A 23,397-nucleotide genomic window follows, 5' to 3' on the forward strand; every position below is an offset into this window, starting at 1 on the left:
GTGAATTTTCACGCCGGATTGGAGACTGATATGAACAGAACAACAGTTACTATGCCCTCTGTCACTCATGCAATCAAAGCGCAGAGAAAGCTTGCTTCAATGGGCTATAAAAGCGAGATAAAAAGAGCCTCCAGAATTTCTGAGAGAGGCTGTACCCATGTTTTGATTGTAAACGGTGATCCCGGGGATGTTATCGCATTACTGAATAATAACAAAATAGAATACGGAAAGCTATTAAGCGGCGCGGGGGATTAAATGATCGTTAATTTTGATAATGCCGCTACGACCTTTCCGAAGCCCCCGGAGGTTAGGCGGGCATTAAACGAAGCGATCCTGCGGTACGGCGGAAACGCCGGCAGAGGAGGACACCGGCTGACCTTGGCCACGTCGGAAAAGGTGTATGACACAAGACAGTCGGCGGCTGATTTTTTCGGAGCTTCACCGGAAAACGTCGTTTTTACCCTGAACTGCACATATGCGCTGAACCTTGCTATTCAGGGAATTATGTCGGACGGCGGCCATATAATTATAAGCAGTATAGAGCATAATTCGGTTGCAAGACCGGTTTATGCGCTTTCAAAAAATAAGAACGTTTATTACAGCATCGCTCCTGCCTACGACGACGACGGCAGGTTTCTGGAATCCTTGAAGAGTCTTATAAGGCACGATACCAAGCTGGTTGTATGTACAATTGCGGGAAATGTAACCGGCAGAATAATGCCTGTCCGGGAAATAGCGGAAATCTGCCGAAAAAATAATATCTGCTTTATTGCCGACGGAGCGCAGGCATGCGGTATTCTTGACGTCGGTCTGTCAGACGGAATGAATATACTTTGCACTTCCGGTCACAAGGGGCTTTACGGGCCTTCCGGAACCGGACTCCTTATAAGCGACGGGAAGTTCAGGATAAATCCTGTTATTCAGGGAGGAACGGGCAGCTCGTCAATGAATCTTATACAGCCCGATTTTCTGCCGGATAGTCTTGAAAGCGGTACGCTTAACACGGCCGGAGTAATAGCGCTTAAGGCGGGCATTGATTTTGTCAGGTCCAAGGGAACAGAAAATATTTACGCTCATGAAAACAGATTATGTGAGAAATTTATAAGTCTGCTGGACAGGGAAAAAGTAGACGTATACAGAACCGAGGGAGTTAAATATGCTCCCGTGGTATCTTTTAATATAAAGGGTATGGCTCCCGAGGCTGCGGCAGAGGCTCTGAGCGACAGAGGCTATTGTCTGCGCGCGGGCTTTCATTGTTCTCCGATTGCCCATAAAACGCTCGGTACGGACGAGGGAACGGTAAGATTTGCCCCGTCTGTTTTCAACAATGAAAAGCAGGTATACGGTCTTGCGAACGAAATCAAAAAATTGTGTGAAAATTTATAAAAAACATTGAAATTATCTGTATTTATGATAAAATTATAATATGCGGAAATTTAAGAGGGGGATAACCCCTCATTACATAAAACCTGAAAGGAAGTGAATTATGTACGCTATTAAAAATGCTCTTAATATGGTGTGGAATGTAATACAATCCATTACGTTTATGGATATAATTGATATTCTTCTGATGTCATATCTGGTTTATCTTTTAATAAAGCTGGTCAGGGAAACGAGAGCCGGTCAGCTTATAAAGGGCATACTTTTTATTATCGCGGCTTACATAATCAGCAGTCAGCTCGGTCTTAAAGCAATATCATATATTATAAAAAGCACTCTTGATGTGGGACTGCTTGCTTTGCTTATCATGTTTCAGCCAGAAATCAGACGTGCTTTGGAAAAGGCCGGACGAACCAAGGTGGGCATTAATTTCCTTTCATTCGGAGAAAATTCCGACGAAACTTCGAGATGGAACACGGCCATTGAGGCTATATGCGACGCCTGCGTGGATCTTTCCGCTACAAAAACGGGCGCGCTGATAGTTATTGAAAGACAAACCAAGCTTGGAGAGCAGGTTGAAAACGGAATTGTATTGAACGCTGTTCCCAGCAAAGAGCTTTTCGGAAATATATTTTTTAAAAATACTCCGCTGCATGACGGAGCCGTTATAATCAGGGACGGAATGGTATTGGCGGCAGCCTGCTTTCTTCCTAAACCTCAAAAGGAGGAGCTTATTAATAAAAAGCTCGGCTCCCGTCACAGAGCGGCAATCGGAATGAGTGAGAATTCAGACGCTATTGTTATAGTTGTTTCAGAGGAAACCGGACATATTTCTATTGCAGAAAACGGAGGACTTACAAGCGATTATACAAGATTCAGGCTTAATGAATATCTCCGCGAGGCGCTCATACCCAAGCCTGCCGAGTCTAAGAAAAAACTCCCTATTAAAAGGAAACGGAATAAGAGGGATAAAAAATGAGGTACTTAAAAAATTTTAAAAATTATATTTTAAATTCATTAAATAATAATACGGCAATGATTATTTATTCAATTATACTTGCGATAATGGTGTGGTTTATAATATCAATCACCATTTATCCTACTACGCCCAAAACGTTCAGCAATATACCTTTGGAAATCGACATAACCGGAACCTCCGCGGAGGAAAATGATCTGAGCGTTATAAGCTGCTCTACCAAAAGCGTTACCGTGACCATTAAGGGAAACCGATCCAGCATAGGAAGCCTTACGGCAGACGATCTTGTGGCAAGAGCCGTCGTGGAGAATGTAAATTCCGCCGGTGAAAAATCTTTAGAGGTAAGCGTTAAAAGCAAGGATTCCAAGGTTAATTTTGAGGTGACTGAAATCAAGCCTTCGAAGATAGACGTAATGTTTGATAAAATAGATACGAGGGAATACGAGCTTTCTGTGAACGCTCCTAATATAACCGCGGCAGAGGGTCTTTACATGGACAGCAGCGAATTCAAGGCTACTCCCTCGGTAATAGAAATAACCGGACCGTCTACGCAGCTTGACAGCATTGACAAAGCGGAAATATATGTGGAGAACAAGCAGGAAATAAACACAGCCTATACCTTCCACAGCTCCGACGTCGTTCTTTATGATAAAAACGAATCCAAGATCAATACCGATAATCTGACGTTCGGTACTAAGGATTTTACCATTGATATACCCGTCTATATGCAGAAGGAGCTTGATCTAACGTATGATATACGATATGCTCCGGCAAACTTTGACATAAGCTCCCTGAATCTTGATCTGAGCGTTGATAAAATAAGCATTGCTTCGCCGAATACCGAGCTTGAAAAGATTGATAAATGGAATATCGGTTCTATACCGCTTTATGATCTTGACTGGGATTTTAACAAATCGTTTACAATTAAAATACCTGAAAATTATAAGGACATTTCAAACGTATCAATGGTTACGGCAAAGCTGAATCAGGACGGACTCGCTAAAAAAACGGTAACTGTAGACGAGATATCTGTTCTGAACGCACCGTCCGACTATAATTGCACTGTAAATACATATGGCCTTACCTTTGATATAATCGGTCCGGAGGAGGATATATCGGAGATTACCAATCAGGAAATACTGGTAACGGTTGATCTCCTGAAATATACTGTACAAAGCAGCACGTTTACTGCCGACGCTACCATAAGCTTTCCGGATTATGACAAGGTATGGGCGGTCGGATTGCAAAAGGTATCTATTACCGCTTCTCCGGTTACAAAATCGTCCGCCGAGTAATAAATAAAAAACTGCGCAAATAATAAGCGCAGTTTTTTTATTTATATATCAAGATCGGCGACGCTTTTGCTGTGAGATTTGACCTGATTTATAAGCGATCGGAAAATACCGTATACTCCAAGACCTGCGAACAGCAGTCCTATTATTATATTTTTTACAACTGTTGTCTGATATTCCGGTTCTTCTGTAAGCAGTATTTTTATATATTCGGGAATATCCGACAAAGAGCCGTAGAGCTCGCCGTTATTTATGTAATAGCCTAATTGAATTGCGTCTCCGAGAAACTGTGCGAATACAACGCAAACTATAATAATCAGAGCAAAAACCGGAATAATCGGCTTCTTGATTTTACCCCCGAATTTTTCATATCCTTTAACAACACCGAAGCCGATAAGCGCGCCGAGCCATCCTACAAACCATCCGAGAGCGTACACTATGGCCCACGGTATAGACGCCGCGAGACCGAATAAAATAGCTCCCGCAATTCCTTTTCCGGCGCCGGATTCGGCGGACGACGTCAGCTCCTCCGATTCTCTCATGCCGTTTATTATTTCTTCCGCACAGCCGCTGTGAAGTCTGACGGCACGTCCGCGAATAAGCTTTGCTGTGGCTGTCGGATCAAGACTGTTCTTGCAGTGAGGACAGACGTCCGCTTTTACGCCCCAGACCGAGAGCTCAGGAAAAAATTCATTGATAAAGCCGTCAATACGCTTTATAGTTCCGATACCGTCAAAAAATCTGATATAGATATATTCCGGCTTGATTTCAAAGGCGTTCAGCTTATATTTTTTTCTGAGGCTATCGGCGGCGGCAGAAATACATTCAAACGCCTCTCCGTCCGTATAAGCGGAAATATAAATATCCTTGTATCCGCCTCCGTCGCTGAGCGTTACGGTATATCCGCAAATTTTACCGCAGCATACTCCGTTTATTGCCTTCAGACCTTTTGCTGCGCCTAACTTCTTATAGGCTTTGCTTATCATGTAAAATTCCCCCATTTTTTAAAAATTTACAGACCTATAATAACATATTCTGATATATTTGTCAATAATTATATCTTAACTGCCAAATCGACGTTATTTTGAAAAATTTACGGAAATGTGCTATAATAATTTTATTATAAAAAAACGGAGGTAGTCCATATGAAAAAATTAATTGCCGTATTGGGAAGCTCCCGTCCGGGATCAATATCAATGAAAGCGGCCGAGGCTTTTATCAAGGGTGCCGAGGAGGCCGGTTACAGTACGGTCGTTTTTAACGTGAACGATATGAATTTAAAGGGCTGCACAGGCTGTAAAAGCTGTCGCAGTAACGGTGTCGACTGTGTTATCAACGATGATATGCGTAATTATTTAAATGAGCTTCATTCGGCGGACGCTCTGCTTATAACTTCGCCGAATTATTATGCTCAGATTGCCGGCCCGATGATAACCTTTATGAACAGGCATTATTGCCTGAGCAATCCGGATAAAACCTCAAGGATTAAAAACGGTATTAAGCTTTCGGCCATCTTTTCACAGGGCGCGCCGAAGGATTATCCTAAATATACGCCGGTATACGATTGGTATACGGGAACGTTTATATCCAAGGGAATGAACCTGTATTTTAAGCGGGTAATTGGAGGCGACAGCGACCTGGACGCCGTCTGTCTTGAGACCTATAATGCCGGAAGGCTGCTGTAATGCTTGATCCTGAAATAAGGGAAGCCCTTTTTCTTTATCTTGATTATAATTTCGGAAAGCACAGAACGTTTGAGGAAATTCCCATTAACAATTCCCGCGCAGATATTTTTGCCGTAACCGACAGGGGGCTTATCGGATTTGAAATAAAAAGCGACGCAGATACATATGCAAGGCTGAAGTCTCAGGTAAAAAACTATGATATATTTTTTGACTGCAATTATCTTGTAGTCGGCAAGAGCCATAGAAGGGGAGCTGAAAAGCATGTTCCGGATTATTGGGGGATAATATGCATTTCTGATGAATCAGGCGGAAATGTGGAAATTATAAGACATCATGGAAGCAATCCTAAATGCAGACTGAAAAAGCAGCTTGAATTTCTATGGAAGCGAGAGCTGAGCCATATTCTTAAAAGGTTCGGTATGCCGGCTTATTTACAGAAAAGCAAAGCCTTTGTCCGTGCCAAGCTGACGGAGAGGATTCCTGAGGAATTTTTAAGGGAGCAGCTTTACGAGGAGCTTTTTGAAAGGGACTATACGCTGCTGTAGTAAACAGGACTGTTACATGGGGAAGCATAACTGAGGATTTGAGAACAAGTGTAACGGGCAATCGGTATGGCGGATTAATAGTATCTTGTATTTTAGCTTTTATTATTACTCAAAGATATATATATGGCCAAAATGTCCGCGGACTTAGCATGATTAATATAAGCGAAAAGATTTTGGAACAATTTACCTTTTTACAGTATTTCACTCAATTTGTTTTTTCAAATTTGGTACGACGCATATTAAATTTAAAAGCCGACGCAGTTTTATCGGAATCATCAAACGAAGGCTTCCGATTTCTTGTTTTACTGCGTATCGGCTTTTTTGTTATTAAATTCTAATAAAGGGACGGAAAAATATTATAAGCGGCGGTACAGCATTTCAACTGCACCGCCGCCTGTAATAACAATTTATTATAATACCTCGACTGAAATTTACCTTTTTTACACCTTTCTGACCGATACGATTATTGCCGTCAGCGCAGTGCATATAAGGTTATAGATAAGGAGCCATGAGGGAGAAAGATCGGCAAACGCTCCGAGCAGGCAGTGAAGAGAAACAAGTCCGAGTCCCAGCAGAGCGGAAACAGACTGTAGAATCACTCCCGCCGACACGGTTTTTCTAATGGACTTTGTTCCCAGCAGCAGCTGTACAAACGAAGTGAATTTACCGGAGCATGCCATAGAAGTACTGATCTTTTTTGTCCTTCTTGTTTCAGCGTCAAAATCCTTCATCATTCGTGTAGGAATTATTTTAAGCAGTTCGTCGGTAAAGCCGAACAGTTCAGAAATTCTGTTAATTGTTATAAAGGGATCGATTGTTTTTATAATAACCGCCATGTCATGCTTTTCAAGCTGTTTCATGGATTTTTTTATAGAGTCTCCGGCCGTTATTTCTATAATAAACATTGCCGCTAAATTTCCGGAAACGGAAAGATAAAGCGCGTCCTTGCCGTTTTCGGTAAACTCCGATTCCTTGGTCTTAGTCGGAATTCCCTCGATATTGTGACTGTTCATAAGCTCGCGGTTTCCGAAAAGTATCCGCTTGTTATTTATCCAGCCGCAGAGTCCCATAGAATCTTCGTAAACAAAGTTTTCCACGCGGCTTAGTATATTTTCCTTTCCTGATATGACGTCGGAGAAAAGCTCCTTGAGAATACTGCCCGCATGAGCGGTAAGACTTGCCGCGTCAAGCAGAGCCTCGTCTATTTTTGTATCGGAGAAAAGCTTTATCGAACAAAGGCGTATCGAGCCGGCAGGAAACAGCGTATCTGCGTCGATCATTACTGAGTTTGCGTCGTAAAAATCCTCGACGCTTTGGTAGCCGAGCATAATGCCGTGGTTTCTCATATATTTTTTTGACGCCTTGCCGAGAGGAATGTTGGCTATAAGCGGCATCGCCATACAAGAGCATGCGCTCAGATAAAGAGTGAAAATAGAAAGCGCAAAGACTGCTGCGGCAGAGTCGGCGGTTTGCACCTTTATAAACGTAACGGCAAGGGAAGCCAGCGCAGAAATGACGATTATTATGGGTACCAGCGCCCTGCAAAGCTTATCCCCGCTGTCAGTGGAAAAGGTGTATTTTGAAAAATCCTTAATAAAGTTAGTTCTTTTCATTGTGACTAAAACGGGAAAATCTCCTATCGTACCTCTGGTAAAGCTTTCCGCCTTGGCGTCGTCCTCGACGCATACGATAGCATGTTTGTTTTTATCCTTTGTTACAAAATCAAAATTAAGCTCGGCTCTTTGGAGAATAAGTCTTTTCCCCATAGCGTTAAAGAACATCAGCATTACCGCAATCGGAGTGTATATGTAGACGGCGCCGTCAAAAATAAGCTTTGGATTTATAACGCATGCAAGGGACGCCGCGGCGCAGGAGAGCGATGAGAACGCGGCAAGGCTGTCGGTATCCGCTTTGAATTTTATAAGATTCAGAAGTCCGCTTTTTACCGTATCCATAGAAACCATCATAGAAAGCAGTGCGATAATAAGCTGTACACAGGAAAAAACCGCGGGATTTTTTCTTGTAAGAAGCTCCGGCACAGGCAGGCTTATCAGCTCTCCCACTGAAATAAAGGTTACGAATACAAGAAGGACTGCAAGCACCGCTAATCTGAATGAAAGGCTTACCTTAAGATCGGTAATTGAGCGCCGGATTTCTCCTGCGTCTTCAAAGCTGTCATAATCCTTGATGGCGCCGTTGTCCGTCTTGGTCTCGTTTTTCCTTTCATCCGTATTGACGGTGCGAAGGTTTGAAACGTCGATCTCCACGTCAAGAGCCTCGGGATCGGAATCGGCTGAAAGATTTACCGCTTTCTTCTTTTCGGGAGAATTTTTCCGTTCAGTATCTTCCGGGGCTACTACAAACTTAGCCTTTTTTTTCTGCGGTTTTGTATAAATGCCGTCCGGCGATTCCTTTTCATAGGTAAACTCGGGCTGTTTCTTTTTTCTGCGCTTGACGCGCATTTCCTTGGCGCGGGTTGAATCGCTCATCTTCCTTACCTTCGGAGCGTATTCCTCGTCGGAAGCGTTTTGCGTAACGACCGCGCCGTCGTAATATTTTATTTCATCAGTCGGCCTCGGCGGCAGATCGGCAGGATTTTTTTTCACTTCTTTAACGGAATTTATGTAGGATACGTTCGGTCTGCCGATATCTGCAACCTGAAATTTCCCCGATCTGTGACTGGGCGACGGTCTTTTTGCCGGAGCGTTTATCTGTTCAAGCTCTTTTACGCTGTATGTAATGGTTTCATCCGGAATACCTCCGGAGGGTATTTTAATATAACCCGTGTCCTCGATTTTTCCCGTCTGTCCATTGCTTTTAATTTCAGTTTTAACGGCGGTTTTATTCTTAACGGCGGATTTATGTTTTTCTTCGCCGGAATATTCGTTCAGTATATCGTCAAGCGTGTAATTTTTTGGCATCTTTATCAATCTCCAGTTATAATTTATTCCTTTGTCTTACAGCCTCGTACATAAAGATACCTGCCGCTACCGACGCATTAAGCGACGTGATTTTGCCGTGCATAGGCAGTCTGAGCAGGAAATCGCATTTTTCTTTTAAAAGTCTTCCCATACCGGAGCCTTCCGAGCCGATAATCAGAGCAATGCCGCCGCTGAGATCGACGCCGTCGTAGCTTTCGCCTGAGGCGTCGGTGCCGTAGATCCATACTCCGTTTTTCTTGAGGGTATCGACGGCGGTCGAGAGATTGGAAACCCGCGCGACAGGCAGCCAGCTTGCCGCTCCGGCCGAGGTTTTGAATACGGTGGCGTTCAGGGAAGCGCTTCTGCGCTTAGGGATGATAACGCCGTCCGCTCCGGCGGCTTCTGCGGTTCTTATTATGGCTCCGAGATTGTGTGGATCTTCTATTTCATCGCATATTATAATAAAAGGGCTTGTTCCCTTTTTAACGGATATTTGAAGGATATCCTCGACAGTTACATATTCAGCGCATGCGCCTGAGGCGGCTACGCCCTGATGGGATTTGCCGCCTGTAAGCTGGTCGAGCTTACGGCTGTCGACGTCTTTTACCACGGCTCCGGAATTCCTTGCCATCGCGCGTATTTTACCCAGTATTCCACCGTTTCCGCAGATGTACACGGCGTCCAGAGGAGCTCCTGACCTAAGAGCTTCTAAAACCGGATTTCTTCCGCATATAATATTATTATCGTTGAAATTATCGTTGTTCATCAAATCAGTCTTTCATGTTATAATTTATTTGTCCGTCCGTAAAAGCGGGCGGATATCCGAAAATATTTCAAATATCTATAATTATAACATTATTACAAAAAAATTACAAGTGCATAATTAAGGAGATTTAAGCATTATTTCACGAAAACCGAAAAAACAAGCCAGACTCCCGCGCCTGCGGCAAGAACGGCGGCGGTTATTAGCGACGCCTTCAGAAATACCGCGTATTTCGGCGGCTTGGGGCTTAAGCTTCTTATAAGCTCCTGAGCCTCATGCTTCATAAGCTTATACGGTATATTGGTCATATTCGGTTTTAAATATAAAACTGCCTTTTCGAAATACAAGCTCTGCGGATTATTGATTTCAAGCACTTTTTTGTTAACGCCCTTTATCATTTCTGCCTCCTGAAAGTTTTCTCGGTCTTATTGTTGCCTGAAATTACCTTTATATACAGATTGTAAAAGTTTTTTGTTCAATTAATTGTTGAAAACCTTGTGGAAAGGGTGGAAAACTGCCCGAAATCATGTTGAAAACTCTGTGGAGAAAGTGGAAAAGTCCGTAGTTTCCAAATTCTTAGGTTGTTGAAAACAAATATTACTTCCAGTAAATACAAAATGTAACTTTAATTTTACCGATTTGTAACATTTTTAAGCGGTAACAGTATCTTTTTTTGATTTTTCAAGGTTTCTTATATAATGGAATAGATATTGCTGGGCTATGCCTTCTATTCCCTTGGCCTCGTCGGGAAGTCCTTCAGGATAATAGTTATCCATTACCCGCTTTATCCAGACGTCGATCGGAAAGGCTTCCGTTTTATACATTCCGAACAGCAGAACGCATTCCGCAACCTTCGGTCCTACTCCTTTGATCGTCATAAGACGCTTTCTTGCGTTTTCTATAGTCATATCAGGTATCGCCTCAAGCTCAAGGGAGCCGTCCGCCGTTTTTTCCGCCGCGTCGATAAGGTATTTAGCACGAAATCCTGACCGCAGGAAGCCGAGGCTTTCAACCGTTTCTGACGCAAGCTCGGAGGGCGACGGGAAATGACCGTAATGCAGGCACAGCCGGGATATTATTCCCTTGATGCGCGGTATATTATTATTCTGGGAAATTATAAACGAGCATAGGCATTCCCATTTATCCTGCTTTAGCAATCTTATTCCTCCGGCAAATTCGCAGGCCTTACGTAGTGTTTCGTCGGCGGACAAGCGAATTTTTACCGCGCCGTAATCTGTTGAGAGATCGAAATAATCGGCCCAGACGTTTAGAAAATCTTCTTCGCTTGTATTATGAAGTATGAATCGATCTCCGTCGTGGGAAATAGTCAGCGGACGGTCGAGAAAATAGCCGGAATATGTACAGTCATACTCGCTCTGCACTTTTTCCCATCGAAATGCCTGACCGCAGTCGAGAGTTTCGTCAAGATCAAAATCAGGCTGATATAAAATTATTTCGTTATCATGTACTTTATAATTCATGGCTTTGCACCTCCGTTTATAAAATTATACATTATTTGCTTTAAATTTACAATATTTATATTTCGGAAAAATTATCATTCTGAAATTTTTCTTATACTTTGTTACGCCGCGGTTGACAAACGGAGCTTAAACCGATATAATCTTAATAAAAAAAGGAGAGGGCTATGAAAAAACTGGTTATAATGATTTCGGCAATTATTTCAGTACAACTGCTGTTTTCGGCCTGCGATAAAATAAACGACAAGGAAGTTATAAACGGCGGAGCTGATATATCCGAATATTCCTCTGAAGGAGATGAAACACGGGAGCCTACGCTTGCACAGCGCGACAGGTCGGCGGACGCGGAAACGGATTTTGTTTTTGACGATGCCGGACTGCTGTCCGAATCGGATTATTCTAAGCTTAACGAATATACCGCGTGGCTTTCTGAAACCTTTAAAATAAACGCCGCAGTTGTAACAGCGTCTGATATAGGAGAGAAAACTCCGGAGGAATATGCGTCGGATTATTACAATGAGCTTTACGGCGGTTCAAACGGCGTCGTGTTTCTCGTGAACGACGATACCGGAGAAGATTATCTGCTGAGAAACGGCGCGCCGTCGCTGTTCATATCAGAGAGCGGTATTGAAATGCTGTTTTCTGAAATATCGCCTCTGCTGGTTACCGGTCAATATTCCGACGCTGTACAAAGGACTCTTGAATATATCGAGCTTTCCCTTCCGGAATTTGCTATTGACCGTACCAATAAGCTTTCCAAGGAGGATATTCTCGACATAAACGATATATTGTCTTCAGCCTGCGGCGACGACGAAAGCCTTTCAATGATATTTATCGGCGATATAGGCGACAGGAAGATTGAGGATTACGCCGAGGAGCAGGCGGACAAATATTTCAAGGACGGTTCTGACTGCGCTTTAATGATAGTGAATACTGAAAAGGGAGAGTATTATATCTGTGGTCAGGGAAGCTTCAGCTCATTAGAGGAGGGCTTAGACAGTATCGGCGATTCCGTAGCCGAGTGTATGACCGAAGCGGACGGTAAAAAAAGCTTTGACTATTTAAAATCTGCTGAAATTTTTGCGAATTTTGCCGGTCAATGATATTTTTTTCACATTTTCCATTGCTTTTTTTAATGATATGAGTTATAATAATTTTGTTAGTATTTAACGGGTCCGTTTAAAAGAATTTAAGTCTTTAATACTTAATCAGAGGACTGGCTCGAAATTTTAGGAGGACGAAAAATGTTAGTTTCAGCTAAAGAAATGCTTAATAAGGCGAGAGACGGAAAATATGCGGTTGGACAGTTCAACATCAACAATCTTGAATGGACAAAGGCTATTCTTCTGACAGCTCAGGAATGCAGTTCACCGGTTATTCTCGGCGTTTCAGAGGGCGCCGGAAAATATATGTGCGGCTATAAGACGGTCGTTGGAATGGTTGAGGGCATGATTAAGGAGCTTAATATAACGGTTCCTGTGGCTCTTCATCTTGATCATGGTTCCTTTGAGGGCGCGAAAGCATGTATCAACGCAGGCTTTTCATCAATTATGTTCGACGGCTCCCATTATCCTATCGAGGAAAATATCGCTAAAACCACAGAGCTTGTTAACGCATGCAACGTTCTCGGTCTTTCTATAGAGGCTGAGGTAGGCTCTATAGGCGGCGAAGAGGACGGAGTTATAGGCGCCGGAGAATGCGCTGATCCGGACGAATGCAAGGCAATTGCCGATCTCGGAGTTACAATGCTTGCGGCAGGTATAGGCAACATTCACGGAAAATATCCGGAAAACTGGGCAGGTCTTTCGTTCGAAACGCTTGCGGCGGTTAAGGAAAAGGTGGGAGATATGCCGCTTGTACTTCACGGCGGAACAGGAATCCCGTCAGATATGATAAAGAAGGCTATTTCACTTGGCGTTGCTAAAATCAATGTAAATACGGAATGCCAGCTTGCATTCCAGGAAGCGACAAGAAAATATATTGAAGAGGGCAAGGATCTCCAGGGCAAGGGATTCGACCCGAGAAAGCTGCTTGCGCCCGGATTCGAAGCTATCAAGGCTACAGTTAAGGAAAAGATGGAGCTGTTCGGTTCTATCGGCAAGGCATAATTACAAGCGGATATAAAGAAATTACCCGTCAGCGCAAGCTGACGGGTTGAATTTTTATAAAGACGTGAAAAAACGCTGTTTTACTTCGAACGTTTCTTCAGGCTTGATCTCACGATAGCCGGTAACATTGTCAGGAAGAGAAAGATTAGGAGCGTCGATCATAGCTGTCATAGGCTCGGGACAGAAATAACCGTTGAAGCCCCTGTCATTCCAGATTATCCAAAACCCGTATTCGTCGGAAACCTCATAGCAGATTTTCTTTCCGCTTTCTATATCCTCGGCTATAACGCCGTGGAATTCCTGTCCATTAAGACGGGCGGAGCCTGTAACGTACATTTCATTGTCAATATTCTGGAGAACCGGCATTCTCCTGCCTTCCACATATTCCTTATCCGTTTCCGAAAGCTCCGTCAGATTTTCTGTCGGCAGACAGCGGCTGTTAAGCTCGCATCTTTTTAAAGCGGGAACGGTCAGACGGATATTTTCTTCTTTTCCTCCATCGACAAACGGCGAATTGATCGTCGTATGAGTCGCAAGGGAAATCGGAAGCATTTTATCAGAAAGATTTGTTATATTGAGCTTGTATTCCAGTCCGCGGTCGGAAAGCGCAAATTTGAAATCTGCTCTGAATTTCAGCGGAAAATATTTAAAAAATTCATCGTTTTCATCATATAAGTAGCTTGTTTCCGCGCAAGCGCAGTTATCGTCCGCGCTGTGACTGACAAGCGTGTGCGCGCGTTTTTGCAGAAAACCGTGTATGTGGTTGTTAAACGGTGCTTTCTCGTTTATAGGCAAATGATAAACGGCGTCGGAGGTTTTTAATACTCCGTCGGCAAATCTGTTGGGAAGATACAGTGTTGGAAGTCCCCAGACCTCTGCTGACTGCTTTATGGCTTCGGCAGGGTTATCCTTCTTGAAGCGAAAAAATTCGACTCCGTTTTTATCGTCGTGCAGACGAATTACATTTGAACCGATTTCATAAGCGATCACAGCGGTATAGCCTCCGGCGGAAAGCTCGGCAACCGGCGTTCCGTTGAATTCGGTAAGCCTTGTATAATTCATAAGTTTAATTCCCCTTTTCAAAATATTTATAAACCTGCTGGACGTTGCCTTAATTTTATCATATGGCGCGTTTAATTTCAAGTAGATACCGATAATTTATTTTTATCCTTTTTTCTTAATGCCATAAATCATAAAAAAATGTTGTAAATTTACGGAATATATTATATAATGTAAAAAATAACTTAAATTAAGGAGCCGGATATATGGAAAAAATGAATCCGCCGCAGATAAGCGGTACGTTAAGAAAATTTGCGTTAAGAGTTCCCGCTGTAATAAGCGAATGCAGCGGAATCATTATATTCGGGAAAAAAATTAAATCTCTCGTTTTTACTACGGACGTCTGTATAATCAGAAACGTAAACGCAGACGCTGTGATCGCCGTTTATCCATTTACTCCTCAGCCGATAATTACTCAGGCTCTTATGATGGCTGCGGATATACCTGTTTTTGCGGGAGTAGGCGGCGGACTTACAAGCGGAAACAGAGTCGTTAATCTTGCTCTTTTTGCGGAGATGCAGGGAGCCGCGGGCGTTGTTGTGAACGCTCCGACGTCAAACGACATAATATCCAAGCTCAACGCGCAGATTGATATACCCGTAATTGTGACGGTTGTTAATGAAAGCGTTGATTTTAAAGAACGCGTAAAGTCCGGCGCTACTATTTTTAATGTATCCGCCGCTAAAAACACAGCTTCAATTGTAAGAGATATACGCCGTGAATTTCCGGAATTTCCGATAATAGCGACCGGGGGCCCGACAGACGAGTCGATACTTGAAACAATAGAAGCCGGCGCGAACGCTATTACATGGACGCCGCCCACAAGCGGAGACGTTTTTAAGGGAATCATGGAGGCATACCGCGAAAATAAACCTCATCCCTGACGAATGAATATGAATATATAATTATTTATGCATAATTTATGCATAAAATTATAAATATTTGCATAATTATGCAATTTTGTACTTGACATTTGCTTTCAAAGGTGTATAATGTAAGTAACGACTGAAAGAATTTTAAATATGGAGGAAGCTCAAATGAATAAATCTGCATCAAAAAAAGATATAAAAAAGGTGGTTTTAGCTTATTCAGGCGGTCTTGATACGTCTATTATTATTCCGTGGCTTAAGGAAAACTATAATAACTGCGAGGTTATCGCCGTTTCAGGGGACGTAGGTCAGGACAGCGAGCTGGAAGGACTTGAGGAAAAGGCGTTAAAGACAGGCGCTTCAAAGCTTTATATAGAGCATCTTACAGAGGAATTTATTACAGACTATGTTTTCCCGACTGTTCAGGCGGGAGCAGTGTATGAAAACAGGTATTTGCTCGGAACCTCTTTCGCGCGTCCTATAATTGCGAAAAGGATTGCGGAAATTGCTGTTGCAGAGGGCGCGGACGCTATTTGTCACGGCTGTACGGGAAAGGGCAACGATCAGGTGCGTTTTGAGCTTGCAATCAAGGCCTTTGCTCCGGACATGGAGATTATAGCTCCGTGGAGAATCTGGGATCTTAAATCAAGAGACGAGGAAATTGATTATGCAGAAGCTCACAATATTCCGCTGAAGATTAACCGTGAAACAAATTATTCTAAGGACAAAAACATCTGGCATCTTTCACATGAAGGCCTTGACCTTGAGGATCCGGCAAACGAGCCTATGTATGAAAAGGAAGGCTTTCTTGAGATGGGAGTTTCTCCTATACAGGCTCCGGATAAGCCGACATACGTTACTATCCACTTTGAAAAAGGCGTTCCTACGGCAATCGACGGCAAGGAGATGGGCGCTGTTGAAATCGTGAAAACACTGAACAAGCTCGGCGGTGAAAACGGAATAGGTCTTGCGGATCTTGTTGAGAATCGTCTTGTGGGAATGAAATCAAGAGGCGTTTATGAAACTCCGGGCGGCGCTATTCTTTATCATGCTCACGAGGTTCTTGAAACTATTACCATTGACAAGGAAACTGCCAGAATGAAGCAGTATATCGGAATTAAATTTGCGGACATCGTTTATAACGGTCAGTGGTATACTCCTTTGCGCGAGGCTCTCAGCGCATTTGTTACCGAAACTCAGAAAACAGTTACAGGCGACGTTAAGCTCAAGCTTTACAAGGGAAATATAATAAATGCCGGCGTTACGTCTCCTTATACTTTATACGATGAAGAGGTTGCGACGTTTGACGCCGACGAGGTTTATAATCAGGCTGACAGCGCAGGCTTTATCAACCTGTTCGGACTTCCGATCAAAGTAAAGGCAAAGCTTGACCAGAAGAGAAATAATAAGCAATAATTTAATTCTAATATTTGAGAAGCTAATATAATATCAATAACGGGCGGACATATTCTGTTCGCCCGTACTCGCTTTAAATCATAAACCGAAAGGACTTAAACCATGGCAGACAAAATGTGGGCGGGAAGATTCTCTAAGGAGGTTGACGAAACGGTCAACGCGTTTAATTCTTCCATATCCTTTGACGGAAGAATGTACCGCCATGATATAAAGGGAAGCGTCGCTCATGCGGAAATGCTGGGTGAATGCGGAATAATTTCCAGGGAGGACAGCGACGAAATAATTAAGGGATTAGAGGGAATACTTTCCGATATTGACAGCGGCAGGCTTGAAATGGATATGACTGCCGAGGATATTCACATGTTTATTGAGGCCGAGCTTACAAAACGGCTTGGAGACGTGGGAAAAAGACTTCATACTTCCCGTTCAAGAAACGATCAGGTTGCGTTGGATACCCGTTTATATCTGAGAGATGAAATTGAAGAGATAAAAGGGCTTTTGCTGAAGCTGGAGGAAGTATTGTGCGAATTGGCCGGTAAGCATACCGATACAGTTATGCCGGGGTATACCCATCTTCAGAGGGCGCAGCCGGTAACGCTGGGACATCATCTTATGGCATATGCCCAGATGTTTTCAAGAGATCTCGGACGTCTTGACGATACCCGTAAAAGAATGAACGAAAGTCCGCTTGGCTGCTGCGCCCTTGCCGGTACGACTTATTCCATTGACAGATATATGACGTCGGACGCTCTCGGCTTTGACAGACCTATGATTAACAGCCTTGACGGCGTTTCGGACAGGGATTTCTGCGTCGAGTTAAACTGCGCTATATCTCTTATTATGACGCATCTGTCGAGATTTTCCGAGGAAATTATTATGTGGTGCTCATGGGAGTTCAAATTTATTGAGCTTGACGACGCATACGCCACAGGATCGTCGATTATGCCGCAGAAGAAAAATCCAGATATAACCGAGCTTATCAGAGGAAAGGCAGGCAGAGTAAACGGAAATTTAATGACGCTTTTGTCGATGCTTAAGGGTCTTCCGCTTGCATATAACAAGGATATGCAGGAGGATAAAGAGGCTGTGTTTGATTCCGTTGACAACGTAAAGCTTTGCCTTAAAACCTTTATTCCTATGCTTGAAACAATGAGAGTCAATAAGGATAAAATGCGGGCGGCCGCGGCGGGCGGTTTTATAAACGCTACCGACTGCGCGGACTATCTTGTCAAGAAGGGCATGCCTTTCCGGGACGCTTATAAGATTTCGGGAAGACTTGTTGCGGAGTGTATAGATAAAGGACTGACGCTTGAAACTCTTCCGCTTGAAAGCTACAGGGAGCTATCAGGGCTTTTCAGCGAGGATATTTACGACGCTATCAGCCTTGAAACCTGCGTTAAGGAGAGAAGCTCCTTTGGAGGCCCGTCGCCGGAGTCGGTTATCAGACAGATTGAGATAACCCGTGAACGGCTTGGTGTGTATTATGAATAAAAAACATGTCGGATTTATAATAGCGCTGACGATTGCCGCTATGCTGATTTGGATTATCGGCGAGGTTCTGATAGTAGCGGTGTTCAAGCTGAGCGGAAAGTTCTCTGTCGGCTGGACTATCATCATGATAGTCGTTACTCTTGCTGTCAGTCTCTGGAAGGGCTTAAAGGATGAAAGCGATAAAAACAGCAGAAAATGGTAGATGAATTGGAGAATTAAGATGGCTGTAAAGGTTTATATAGACGGTCAGGAGGGTACGACCGGACTGAAAATACTTGAAAGATTTGAAGGCAGAAACGATATAGAGCTTTTGAAAATTGACGGCGAAAAGAGAAAGGATCCGGCTGAGAGAAAAAGGCTTATCAATTCAGCAGATTTTGTTTTTCTCTGTCTGCCGGACGCGGCTGCAAGAGAGGCGGTTTCGTTTGTTGAAAACAATCATGTGAGGATTATTGACGCTTCAACGGCTCATAGAACCGATCCCGGCTGGACCTACGGCTTTCCGGAGCTTTCTCCGGAGCACAGGGAAAAAATTCGTAATTCAAAGAGGGTTGCCAATCCCGGCTGCTATGCCAGCGGATTTATATCCATTTGTTATCCGCTTGTTAAGGCCGGAGTTTTGCCACAGTTTTACCCTGTTTTCGCGTATGCGACGTCAGGATACAGCGGAGCCGGCAAAAAGGCTATCGCCGCCTATGAAAGCGACGATAAGCCGGAGGAGCTTTTAAGTCCGAGACAATACGCTCTTGATATGAACCACAAGCATCTGCCTGAAATGCAGAAAATTTCAGGTCTTGCATATAAGCCGATGTTTAATCCGATTGTTGACAATTATTACAGCGGTATGGTTGTTTCGATTCCTTTGCAGGGCAGACTTCTCCAGAAAAGGTTCACTCCGGAACAGATCAGGGACGTTTTGTACGATAACTATAAGGATTCGAATTTTGTCGAGGTCAAGCCGGCGGGAAGCGAATGTGTGCCTGACGGATTTCTTACATCTAACGGTCTCAGCGGAACAAACAGGATGGAGATTTATGTGTTCGGAGACAACGACCAGATGCTTTTGTGCTCAAGGCTTGACAATCTCGGAAAAGGCGCGTCGGGCGCCGCGGTTCAGTGCCTTAATATTATGATGGGTATTGATGAAACTACGGGGCTTATATAATTAAAAACTAAATTCTTTAAGGAAGATACTATGATTGAAAAGGTTAAATTTGACGGCTTTAAATATATTGACGGAGGAGTTTGCGCCGCGCAGGGATTTAAGGCTAACGGAATACAGTGCGGATTGGCGCATGAGGGAGCGACTGTGGGAAAAAAGAAAAACGATCTTGCCGTTATTATAGCCGACAGGGTATGCTCGGCCGCAGCCGTATATACTACAAATAAGGTGAAGGGCGCTCCGATAGCCGTTACTAAGAAAAATATTTCCGACGGCAGGGCAATGGGCGTAATCGTAAATTCAGTGAATGCAAATACCTGCAATGCGGACGGTCCGGAGAAGGCGCGGAAAATGTGTGAGCTTGCGGCCGGTGAATTCGGATTGAAGCCCGCTGATTTCATAGTTGCGTCAACGGGGGTAATCGGTCAGCCTCTTCCGATAGAGCCGATTGAAAAGGGGATTTCGGAGCTTTGCAGAGGCGTTAGCTATGAAGGCAACGCCGCGGCTGTCGAGGCCATAATGACCACCGATACTCAGCCGAAGGAGGTTGCCGCAGTATTTGAAATCGGAGGAAAAAAATGCGTTATAGGCGGAATGCTTAAAGGCAGCGGAATGATACATCCGAATATGGCTACGACGCTTACGTTTATAACTACAGACGTTTCAATTGCTCCTGAATATCTTCAGAGGGCGCTGAACGACGTTGTAAAAGATACTCTTAATATGGTGAGCGTGGACGGAGATCAGTCTACTAACGATATGTGCTGCGTTATGGCGGACGGTATGGCGGGCAATAGTGAAATAAAAAGTGAAAATGAAGATTTTGAAAAATTTGAAAACGCTCTTTACGTCGTTATGATGAACCTTGCAAGAATGATGGCAAGGGACGGAGAGGGCGCAACAAAGCTTGTCGAGTGTATATGCGCCGGAGCGGACGACCTTAATACGGCCCGTATTGTTGCCAAATCAGTTATTACTTCGAGCCTATTTAAAGCCGCAGTTTTCGGAGAGGACGCTAACTGGGGAAGGATACTTTGCGCCGTAGGATACGCCGACGCAGAGTTTGATATAGATAAGGTCGACGTAGATTTGGCGTCGAATGCCGGAAAAATTGCCGTATGCAGAAACGGCTCGGGAGTTCCGTTTTCGGAGGAGGCAGCTAAAGAAATACTTTCGGAGGAAGAGATCAAGGTTATCGTTTCTATCGGCGAAGGGGAATATTCCGCCGCGGCGTGGGGCTGTGACCTTACCTATGATTATGTCAAAATCAACGGGGATTACCGTTCTTAAAAACGCGGGAGAATTTAGAATTATGGAAATATCAAATAATATAAGGGCAAAGGTTCTGATGGACGCGCTGCCTTATATACAAAATTATAATAATAAGATAATTGTAGTGAAATACGGCGGTAACGCCATGACTAACGATGATCTCAAGCAGGCCGTTATGAGCGACATTGTGCTGCTGTCTTTGGTAGGAATCAAGGTTGTGCTGGTCCACGGCGGCGGTCCGGAAATAAGCGACATGCTCAAAAGGCTCAATATTGAAAGCAGATTTATAAACGGACTCAGATATACGGATAAGGACACCATAGATATAGTAAAAATGGTTCTTGCAGGCAAGGTGAACAAGGAGCTTGTGGCTTTGCTTGCCGAGCATAAGGGAAATGCCGTAGGACTTTGCGGTATTGACGGAAAAATGCTTATCGCTGAGAAAGCGGAGGGTGAAAACGGGGAGGATCTCGGCTTTGTGGGAAATATAAAAAGGGTGAACACAAAGCCTATAAGAGACGCTCTCAGCAACGGCTGCATTCCCGTTATAGCTACCGTCGCATGCGGAACGGACGGTCAGACCTATAATGTAAACGCCGATACTGCCGCCTCCAGAATAGCCGCGGAGCTTGGAGCGGAAAATCTTATACTTATGACGGATATTGCCGGATTGCTGAGAAACAAGGAGGATCCGAATACTCTTATACCCTTTGTCAATGTCAGCGAGGTACCGTTTATGAAAAGGCAGGGAATTATTTCCGGAGGAATGATTCCGAAAATTGACTGCTGCGTAGAGGCCGTAAGACGCGGCGTGAAAAAAACGTCTATAATAGACGGAAGGGTTCCGCATTCTATTCTTATAGAGATACTTTCAAGCGAGGGTATCGGCACACAGTTCAGATAATATGGAAATGCTTTTTAAAATACTGCCGTTTGCGCTGGGGTTAATATTGACGCTGACGGGAGCGGTTATCGCTCTGTACCGCAAAAAGGTCGCAATTCATACAGACGGAATAATAACGGATATTGCAAAAAGGCGGAAAAGATATTCAAAGGTGACGGTTACTCTTGAGGCCCCGGTAGTCAAATACTCTGTTGACGGAAGGGATTACAGCGGAATATCTTCAAGGTTTTTTACCGAGGGAGTTATGGACTTTAAAAAGGGCGGCAGAATAAAAATAAGAATCAGCCGCCGTGACCGCCGCCGTTTTGTTCCGGCCGAAAGCGGTAAGACTGCGGAAAAGCTTATTATAGCCTGCGGAATATTTATGATTCTTGCCAATGCGGTTATCCTTTGGAGATACGGCGGCTGAAAGGAATGATTTTTAATGAATACTATTGAAAAATTCGACAATTATGTTATGAATACATACGGCAGATTCGGAGTAGCGCTTGAAAAAGGAAATGAAAGAAGCTGTGTTGATGAAAACGGGAAAGAATATATCGATTTCGGCAGCGGTATCGGTACAAATTCCCTCGGCTTCTGCGACAGTAGCTGGGCGGACGCGGTCTGCGCTCAGGTAAGGTCAATTCAGCACACGTCCAATTACTATTATACAAAGGTTCAGGCTGATTTTGCTGAAAAGCTGTGTAAGACAGCCGGATATTCGAAGGTGTTTTTCGGAAATTCGGGCGCTGAGGCGAACGAATGCGCTATTAAGCTTGCAAGAAAATACAGCTTTGACAAATACGGCAGGGGACGGCACAATATAGTTACGCTGGTGAATTCCTTTCACGGGAGAACTCTGTGCACTCTCGCCGCTACGGGACAGGAGATTTTTCACAATTACTTTTTCCCATTTCCGGAGGGCTTTATTTATGCCAAGGCAAACGATATGACCGATCTTGAATCAAAGCTTGACGGCGCCTGCGCCGTTATGCTGGAATTTGTTCAGGGGGAGGGCGGCGTTATACCTCTTGAAAGGGAATTCGTTAATTTTGTATTCGATATATGCGCAAAAAAAGATATTCTTGTTATCGCCGATGAGGTTCAGACCGGAACAGGCAGAACTGGCAGCTTTTTAGCCTCGGAAAATTACGGAGTAAAGCCTGATATAACAACTCTTGCAAAGGGACTTGCGGGAGGAATACCTATAGGCGCGTGCCTTGCGTCCGAAAGACTCTCTCGGGTTCTCACGAAAGGAACTCACGGCTCAACCTTCGGAGGAAATCCGATTGCCTGTGCCGGCGGCAGTGCGGTTATTGACAGGATAACTTCTCCGGGATTTCTTGACGAGGTAAGAGCTAAGGGAAAATACTTTAAGGAAAAGCTGGAGGGGCTTGACGAGGTGGAAAGCGTTACCGGAACGGGACTGATGATCGGTATCAGCCTTAAAACCAAGTCCGCTTCCGATATTGCGGCAGAAGCCCTTGAAAACGGTCTGCTTGTACTGACCGCCAAGGATAAGATCAGACTTCTTCCTCCGCTTAATATAACCTATGGAGAAATTGATAAGGGAATGGAGATACTCAAAAATATTCTGGAGGGCTGAGCTTTTTATGGTTAAACTGAACATAATCCCGAAGGGCGGCAAATTTGACGTTATAGACTCAAAGGAGCGTGTAATTTATCGCATAAAACAAGGTATGAACGGAAAAATACATCTTCTTGATTCCAGCGGATATAAGCTTTATTATATTACTTATGATAAAAAGCAGAAAAAGCCGTCGTTTAAAATGTTTCTCAATGATAAGGAGATTTTGACCGCGGAATGTACGTCAATGTTTTTGGAGCCGGGATTTGAATTAAGAGGGGATAATATATTTCTGGACGTGCGAAGTAACGACAGGCGGGAATTCAAGATTATGGACGGTGAAAACCAGATTGGAGCAGTGTTCTCTGAAACAGAAAAAAAGGATTTCAGATATATAATTGAAATATCGGAAAATTCTTTTGACGATTATATTCCTCTGATTGCCGTTTGCATTGATATTGCTTTCGGTAAAATGAACAGGGGTTAAACTTAGTATAAAACCGGAA

At 43.8% G+C, this 23,397-nt stretch carries 24 protein-coding genes; 18 read left to right on the plus strand and 6 right to left on the minus strand.

The genetic code is table 11. From position 1 onward, the window contains the following. Positions 1 to 30: 30 nt before the first annotated feature. From ACYQ0N_RS00550 to ACYQ0N_RS00565, 4 genes are all read left to right on the plus strand, one after another. Positions 31 to 255, plus strand: coding sequence for a putative Se/S carrier-like protein (locus ACYQ0N_RS00550; RefSeq protein WP_177531840.1), 225 nt, complete (start codon positions 31 to 33; stop codon positions 253 to 255). Beyond that, positions 256 to 1,386, plus strand: coding sequence for an aminotransferase class V-fold PLP-dependent enzyme (locus tag ACYQ0N_RS00555; protein ID WP_460161591.1), 1,131 nt, complete (start codon positions 256 to 258; stop codon positions 1,384 to 1,386). It abuts the gene before it with no gap. Between the two features lie 100 nt (positions 1,387 to 1,486). Further along, a complete protein-coding gene (gene cdaA / locus ACYQ0N_RS00560; RefSeq protein ID WP_460161592.1) occupies positions 1,487 to 2,359 on the plus strand; it encodes a diadenylate cyclase CdaA in 873 nt (290 codons plus the stop codon). Continuing rightward, positions 2,356 to 3,651, plus strand: a complete 1,296-nt coding sequence (locus ACYQ0N_RS00565) for a CdaR family protein (protein ID WP_460161593.1) — start codon at positions 2,356 to 2,358, stop codon at positions 3,649 to 3,651. The genes cdaA and ACYQ0N_RS00565 overlap by 4 nt, the downstream gene beginning before the upstream one ends. 41 nt (positions 3,652 to 3,692) lie before the next feature. Here the strand turns inward: ACYQ0N_RS00565 and ACYQ0N_RS00570 are convergent, their stop codons facing one another. Next, positions 3,693 to 4,634 (minus strand): hypothetical protein, encoded by a 942-nt coding sequence (locus ACYQ0N_RS00570; RefSeq protein ID WP_177531843.1) that lies wholly within the window; start codon positions 4,632 to 4,634, stop codon positions 3,693 to 3,695. Between the two features lie 159 nt (positions 4,635 to 4,793). Here ACYQ0N_RS00570 and ACYQ0N_RS00575 point away from each other — a divergent pair, with 159 nt between their 5' ends. Both ACYQ0N_RS00575 and ACYQ0N_RS00580 read left to right on the plus strand, forming a co-directional pair. Further along, positions 4,794 to 5,333: a flavodoxin family protein gene (locus ACYQ0N_RS00575; RefSeq protein WP_460161594.1), complete on the plus strand. Its 540-nt coding sequence runs from the start codon at positions 4,794 to 4,796 to the stop codon at positions 5,331 to 5,333. Further along, positions 5,333 to 5,878, plus strand: a complete 546-nt coding sequence (locus tag ACYQ0N_RS00580) for a sce7726 family protein (RefSeq protein ID WP_177531845.1) — start codon at positions 5,333 to 5,335, stop codon at positions 5,876 to 5,878. Before ACYQ0N_RS00575 ends, ACYQ0N_RS00580 begins: the two co-directional genes overlap by 1 nt. A gap of 440 nt (positions 5,879 to 6,318) precedes the next feature. On the opposite strand, the gene ACYQ0N_RS00585 is transcribed toward ACYQ0N_RS00580, so the two are convergent. From ACYQ0N_RS00585 to ACYQ0N_RS00600, 4 genes are all read right to left on the minus strand, one after another. Further along, complete coding sequence (locus tag ACYQ0N_RS00585) at positions 6,319 to 8,799, minus strand: hypothetical protein (RefSeq protein ID WP_177531846.1); 2,481 nt, start codon at positions 8,797 to 8,799, stop codon at positions 6,319 to 6,321. Positions 8,800 to 8,815: 16 nt separating this feature from the next. Then, entirely contained in the window at positions 8,816 to 9,565 is a 750-nt protein-coding gene (gene rlmB / locus ACYQ0N_RS00590; protein ID WP_460162154.1) for a 23S rRNA (guanosine(2251)-2'-O)-methyltransferase RlmB, read from the minus strand. Positions 9,566 to 9,699: 134 nt separating this feature from the next. Then, positions 9,700 to 9,960, minus strand: a complete 261-nt coding sequence (locus ACYQ0N_RS00595) for a hypothetical protein (RefSeq protein WP_177531848.1) — start codon at positions 9,958 to 9,960, stop codon at positions 9,700 to 9,702. Positions 9,961 to 10,212: 252 nt separating this feature from the next. Then, positions 10,213 to 11,043, minus strand: a complete 831-nt coding sequence (locus tag ACYQ0N_RS00600; protein WP_460161595.1) for a DNA-3-methyladenine glycosylase family protein — start codon at positions 11,041 to 11,043, stop codon at positions 10,213 to 10,215. A gap of 164 nt (positions 11,044 to 11,207) precedes the next feature. Here ACYQ0N_RS00600 and ACYQ0N_RS00605 point away from each other — a divergent pair, with 164 nt between their 5' ends. Together ACYQ0N_RS00605 and fba are read left to right on the plus strand one after the other, a co-directional pair. After that, a complete protein-coding gene (locus ACYQ0N_RS00605) occupies positions 11,208 to 12,143 on the plus strand; it encodes a TPM domain-containing protein (protein WP_460161596.1) in 936 nt (311 codons plus the stop codon). A 141-nt stretch (positions 12,144 to 12,284) separates the two neighbouring features. Beyond that, positions 12,285 to 13,148, plus strand: coding sequence for a class II fructose-1,6-bisphosphate aldolase (fba, locus tag ACYQ0N_RS00610; RefSeq protein ID WP_177531851.1), 864 nt, complete (start codon positions 12,285 to 12,287; stop codon positions 13,146 to 13,148). Positions 13,149 to 13,202: 54 nt separating this feature from the next. Here fba and ACYQ0N_RS00615 read toward each other — a convergent pair whose 3' ends face one another. After that, complete coding sequence (locus tag ACYQ0N_RS00615) at positions 13,203 to 14,210, minus strand: aldose 1-epimerase (RefSeq protein WP_460161597.1); 1,008 nt, start codon at positions 14,208 to 14,210, stop codon at positions 13,203 to 13,205. A gap of 203 nt (positions 14,211 to 14,413) precedes the next feature. Between ACYQ0N_RS00615 and ACYQ0N_RS00620 the strand changes: the two genes are divergently transcribed. The 10 genes from ACYQ0N_RS00620 (at position 14,414) to ACYQ0N_RS00665 (ending at position 23,378) form a co-directional block, all read left to right on the plus strand. After that, positions 14,414 to 15,091, plus strand: a complete 678-nt coding sequence (locus ACYQ0N_RS00620) for a hydrolase (protein WP_460161598.1) — start codon at positions 14,414 to 14,416, stop codon at positions 15,089 to 15,091. Between the two features lie 153 nt (positions 15,092 to 15,244). Further along, positions 15,245 to 16,492 (plus strand): argininosuccinate synthase, encoded by a 1,248-nt coding sequence (locus ACYQ0N_RS00625; protein ID WP_177531854.1) that lies wholly within the window; start codon positions 15,245 to 15,247, stop codon positions 16,490 to 16,492. A gap of 102 nt (positions 16,493 to 16,594) precedes the next feature. After that, on the plus strand, positions 16,595 to 17,983 hold the full coding sequence (gene argH, locus ACYQ0N_RS00630) for an argininosuccinate lyase (protein WP_177531855.1): 1,389 nt from the start codon (positions 16,595 to 16,597) through the stop codon (positions 17,981 to 17,983). Continuing rightward, entirely contained in the window at positions 17,976 to 18,185 is a 210-nt protein-coding gene (locus tag ACYQ0N_RS00635) for a hypothetical protein (protein WP_177531856.1), read from the plus strand. The genes argH and ACYQ0N_RS00635 overlap by 8 nt, the downstream gene beginning before the upstream one ends. A gap of 18 nt (positions 18,186 to 18,203) precedes the next feature. Beyond that, positions 18,204 to 19,148, plus strand: a complete 945-nt coding sequence (gene argC, locus ACYQ0N_RS00640; protein WP_460161599.1) for an N-acetyl-gamma-glutamyl-phosphate reductase — start codon at positions 18,204 to 18,206, stop codon at positions 19,146 to 19,148. Positions 19,149 to 19,178: 30 nt separating this feature from the next. After that, on the plus strand, positions 19,179 to 20,435 hold the full coding sequence (argJ, locus tag ACYQ0N_RS00645) for a bifunctional ornithine acetyltransferase/N-acetylglutamate synthase (protein WP_460161600.1): 1,257 nt from the start codon (positions 19,179 to 19,181) through the stop codon (positions 20,433 to 20,435). 22 nt (positions 20,436 to 20,457) lie between these two features. Beyond that, on the plus strand, positions 20,458 to 21,321 hold the full coding sequence (argB, locus tag ACYQ0N_RS00650) for an acetylglutamate kinase (RefSeq protein ID WP_177531859.1): 864 nt from the start codon (positions 20,458 to 20,460) through the stop codon (positions 21,319 to 21,321). A gap of 7 nt (positions 21,322 to 21,328) precedes the next feature. Further along, positions 21,329 to 21,730, plus strand: a complete 402-nt coding sequence (locus ACYQ0N_RS00655; RefSeq protein ID WP_177531860.1) for a hypothetical protein — start codon at positions 21,329 to 21,331, stop codon at positions 21,728 to 21,730. A 15-nt stretch (positions 21,731 to 21,745) separates the two neighbouring features. Then, positions 21,746 to 22,909 (plus strand): aspartate aminotransferase family protein, encoded by a 1,164-nt coding sequence (locus tag ACYQ0N_RS00660; RefSeq protein ID WP_177531861.1) that lies wholly within the window; start codon positions 21,746 to 21,748, stop codon positions 22,907 to 22,909. Between the two features lie 7 nt (positions 22,910 to 22,916). Next, entirely contained in the window at positions 22,917 to 23,378 is a 462-nt protein-coding gene (locus tag ACYQ0N_RS00665; RefSeq protein ID WP_460161601.1) for an LURP-one-related family protein, read from the plus strand. Positions 23,379 to 23,397 lie beyond the last annotated feature (19 nt).

This window comes from Ruminococcus sporogenes (assembly GCF_054655175.1).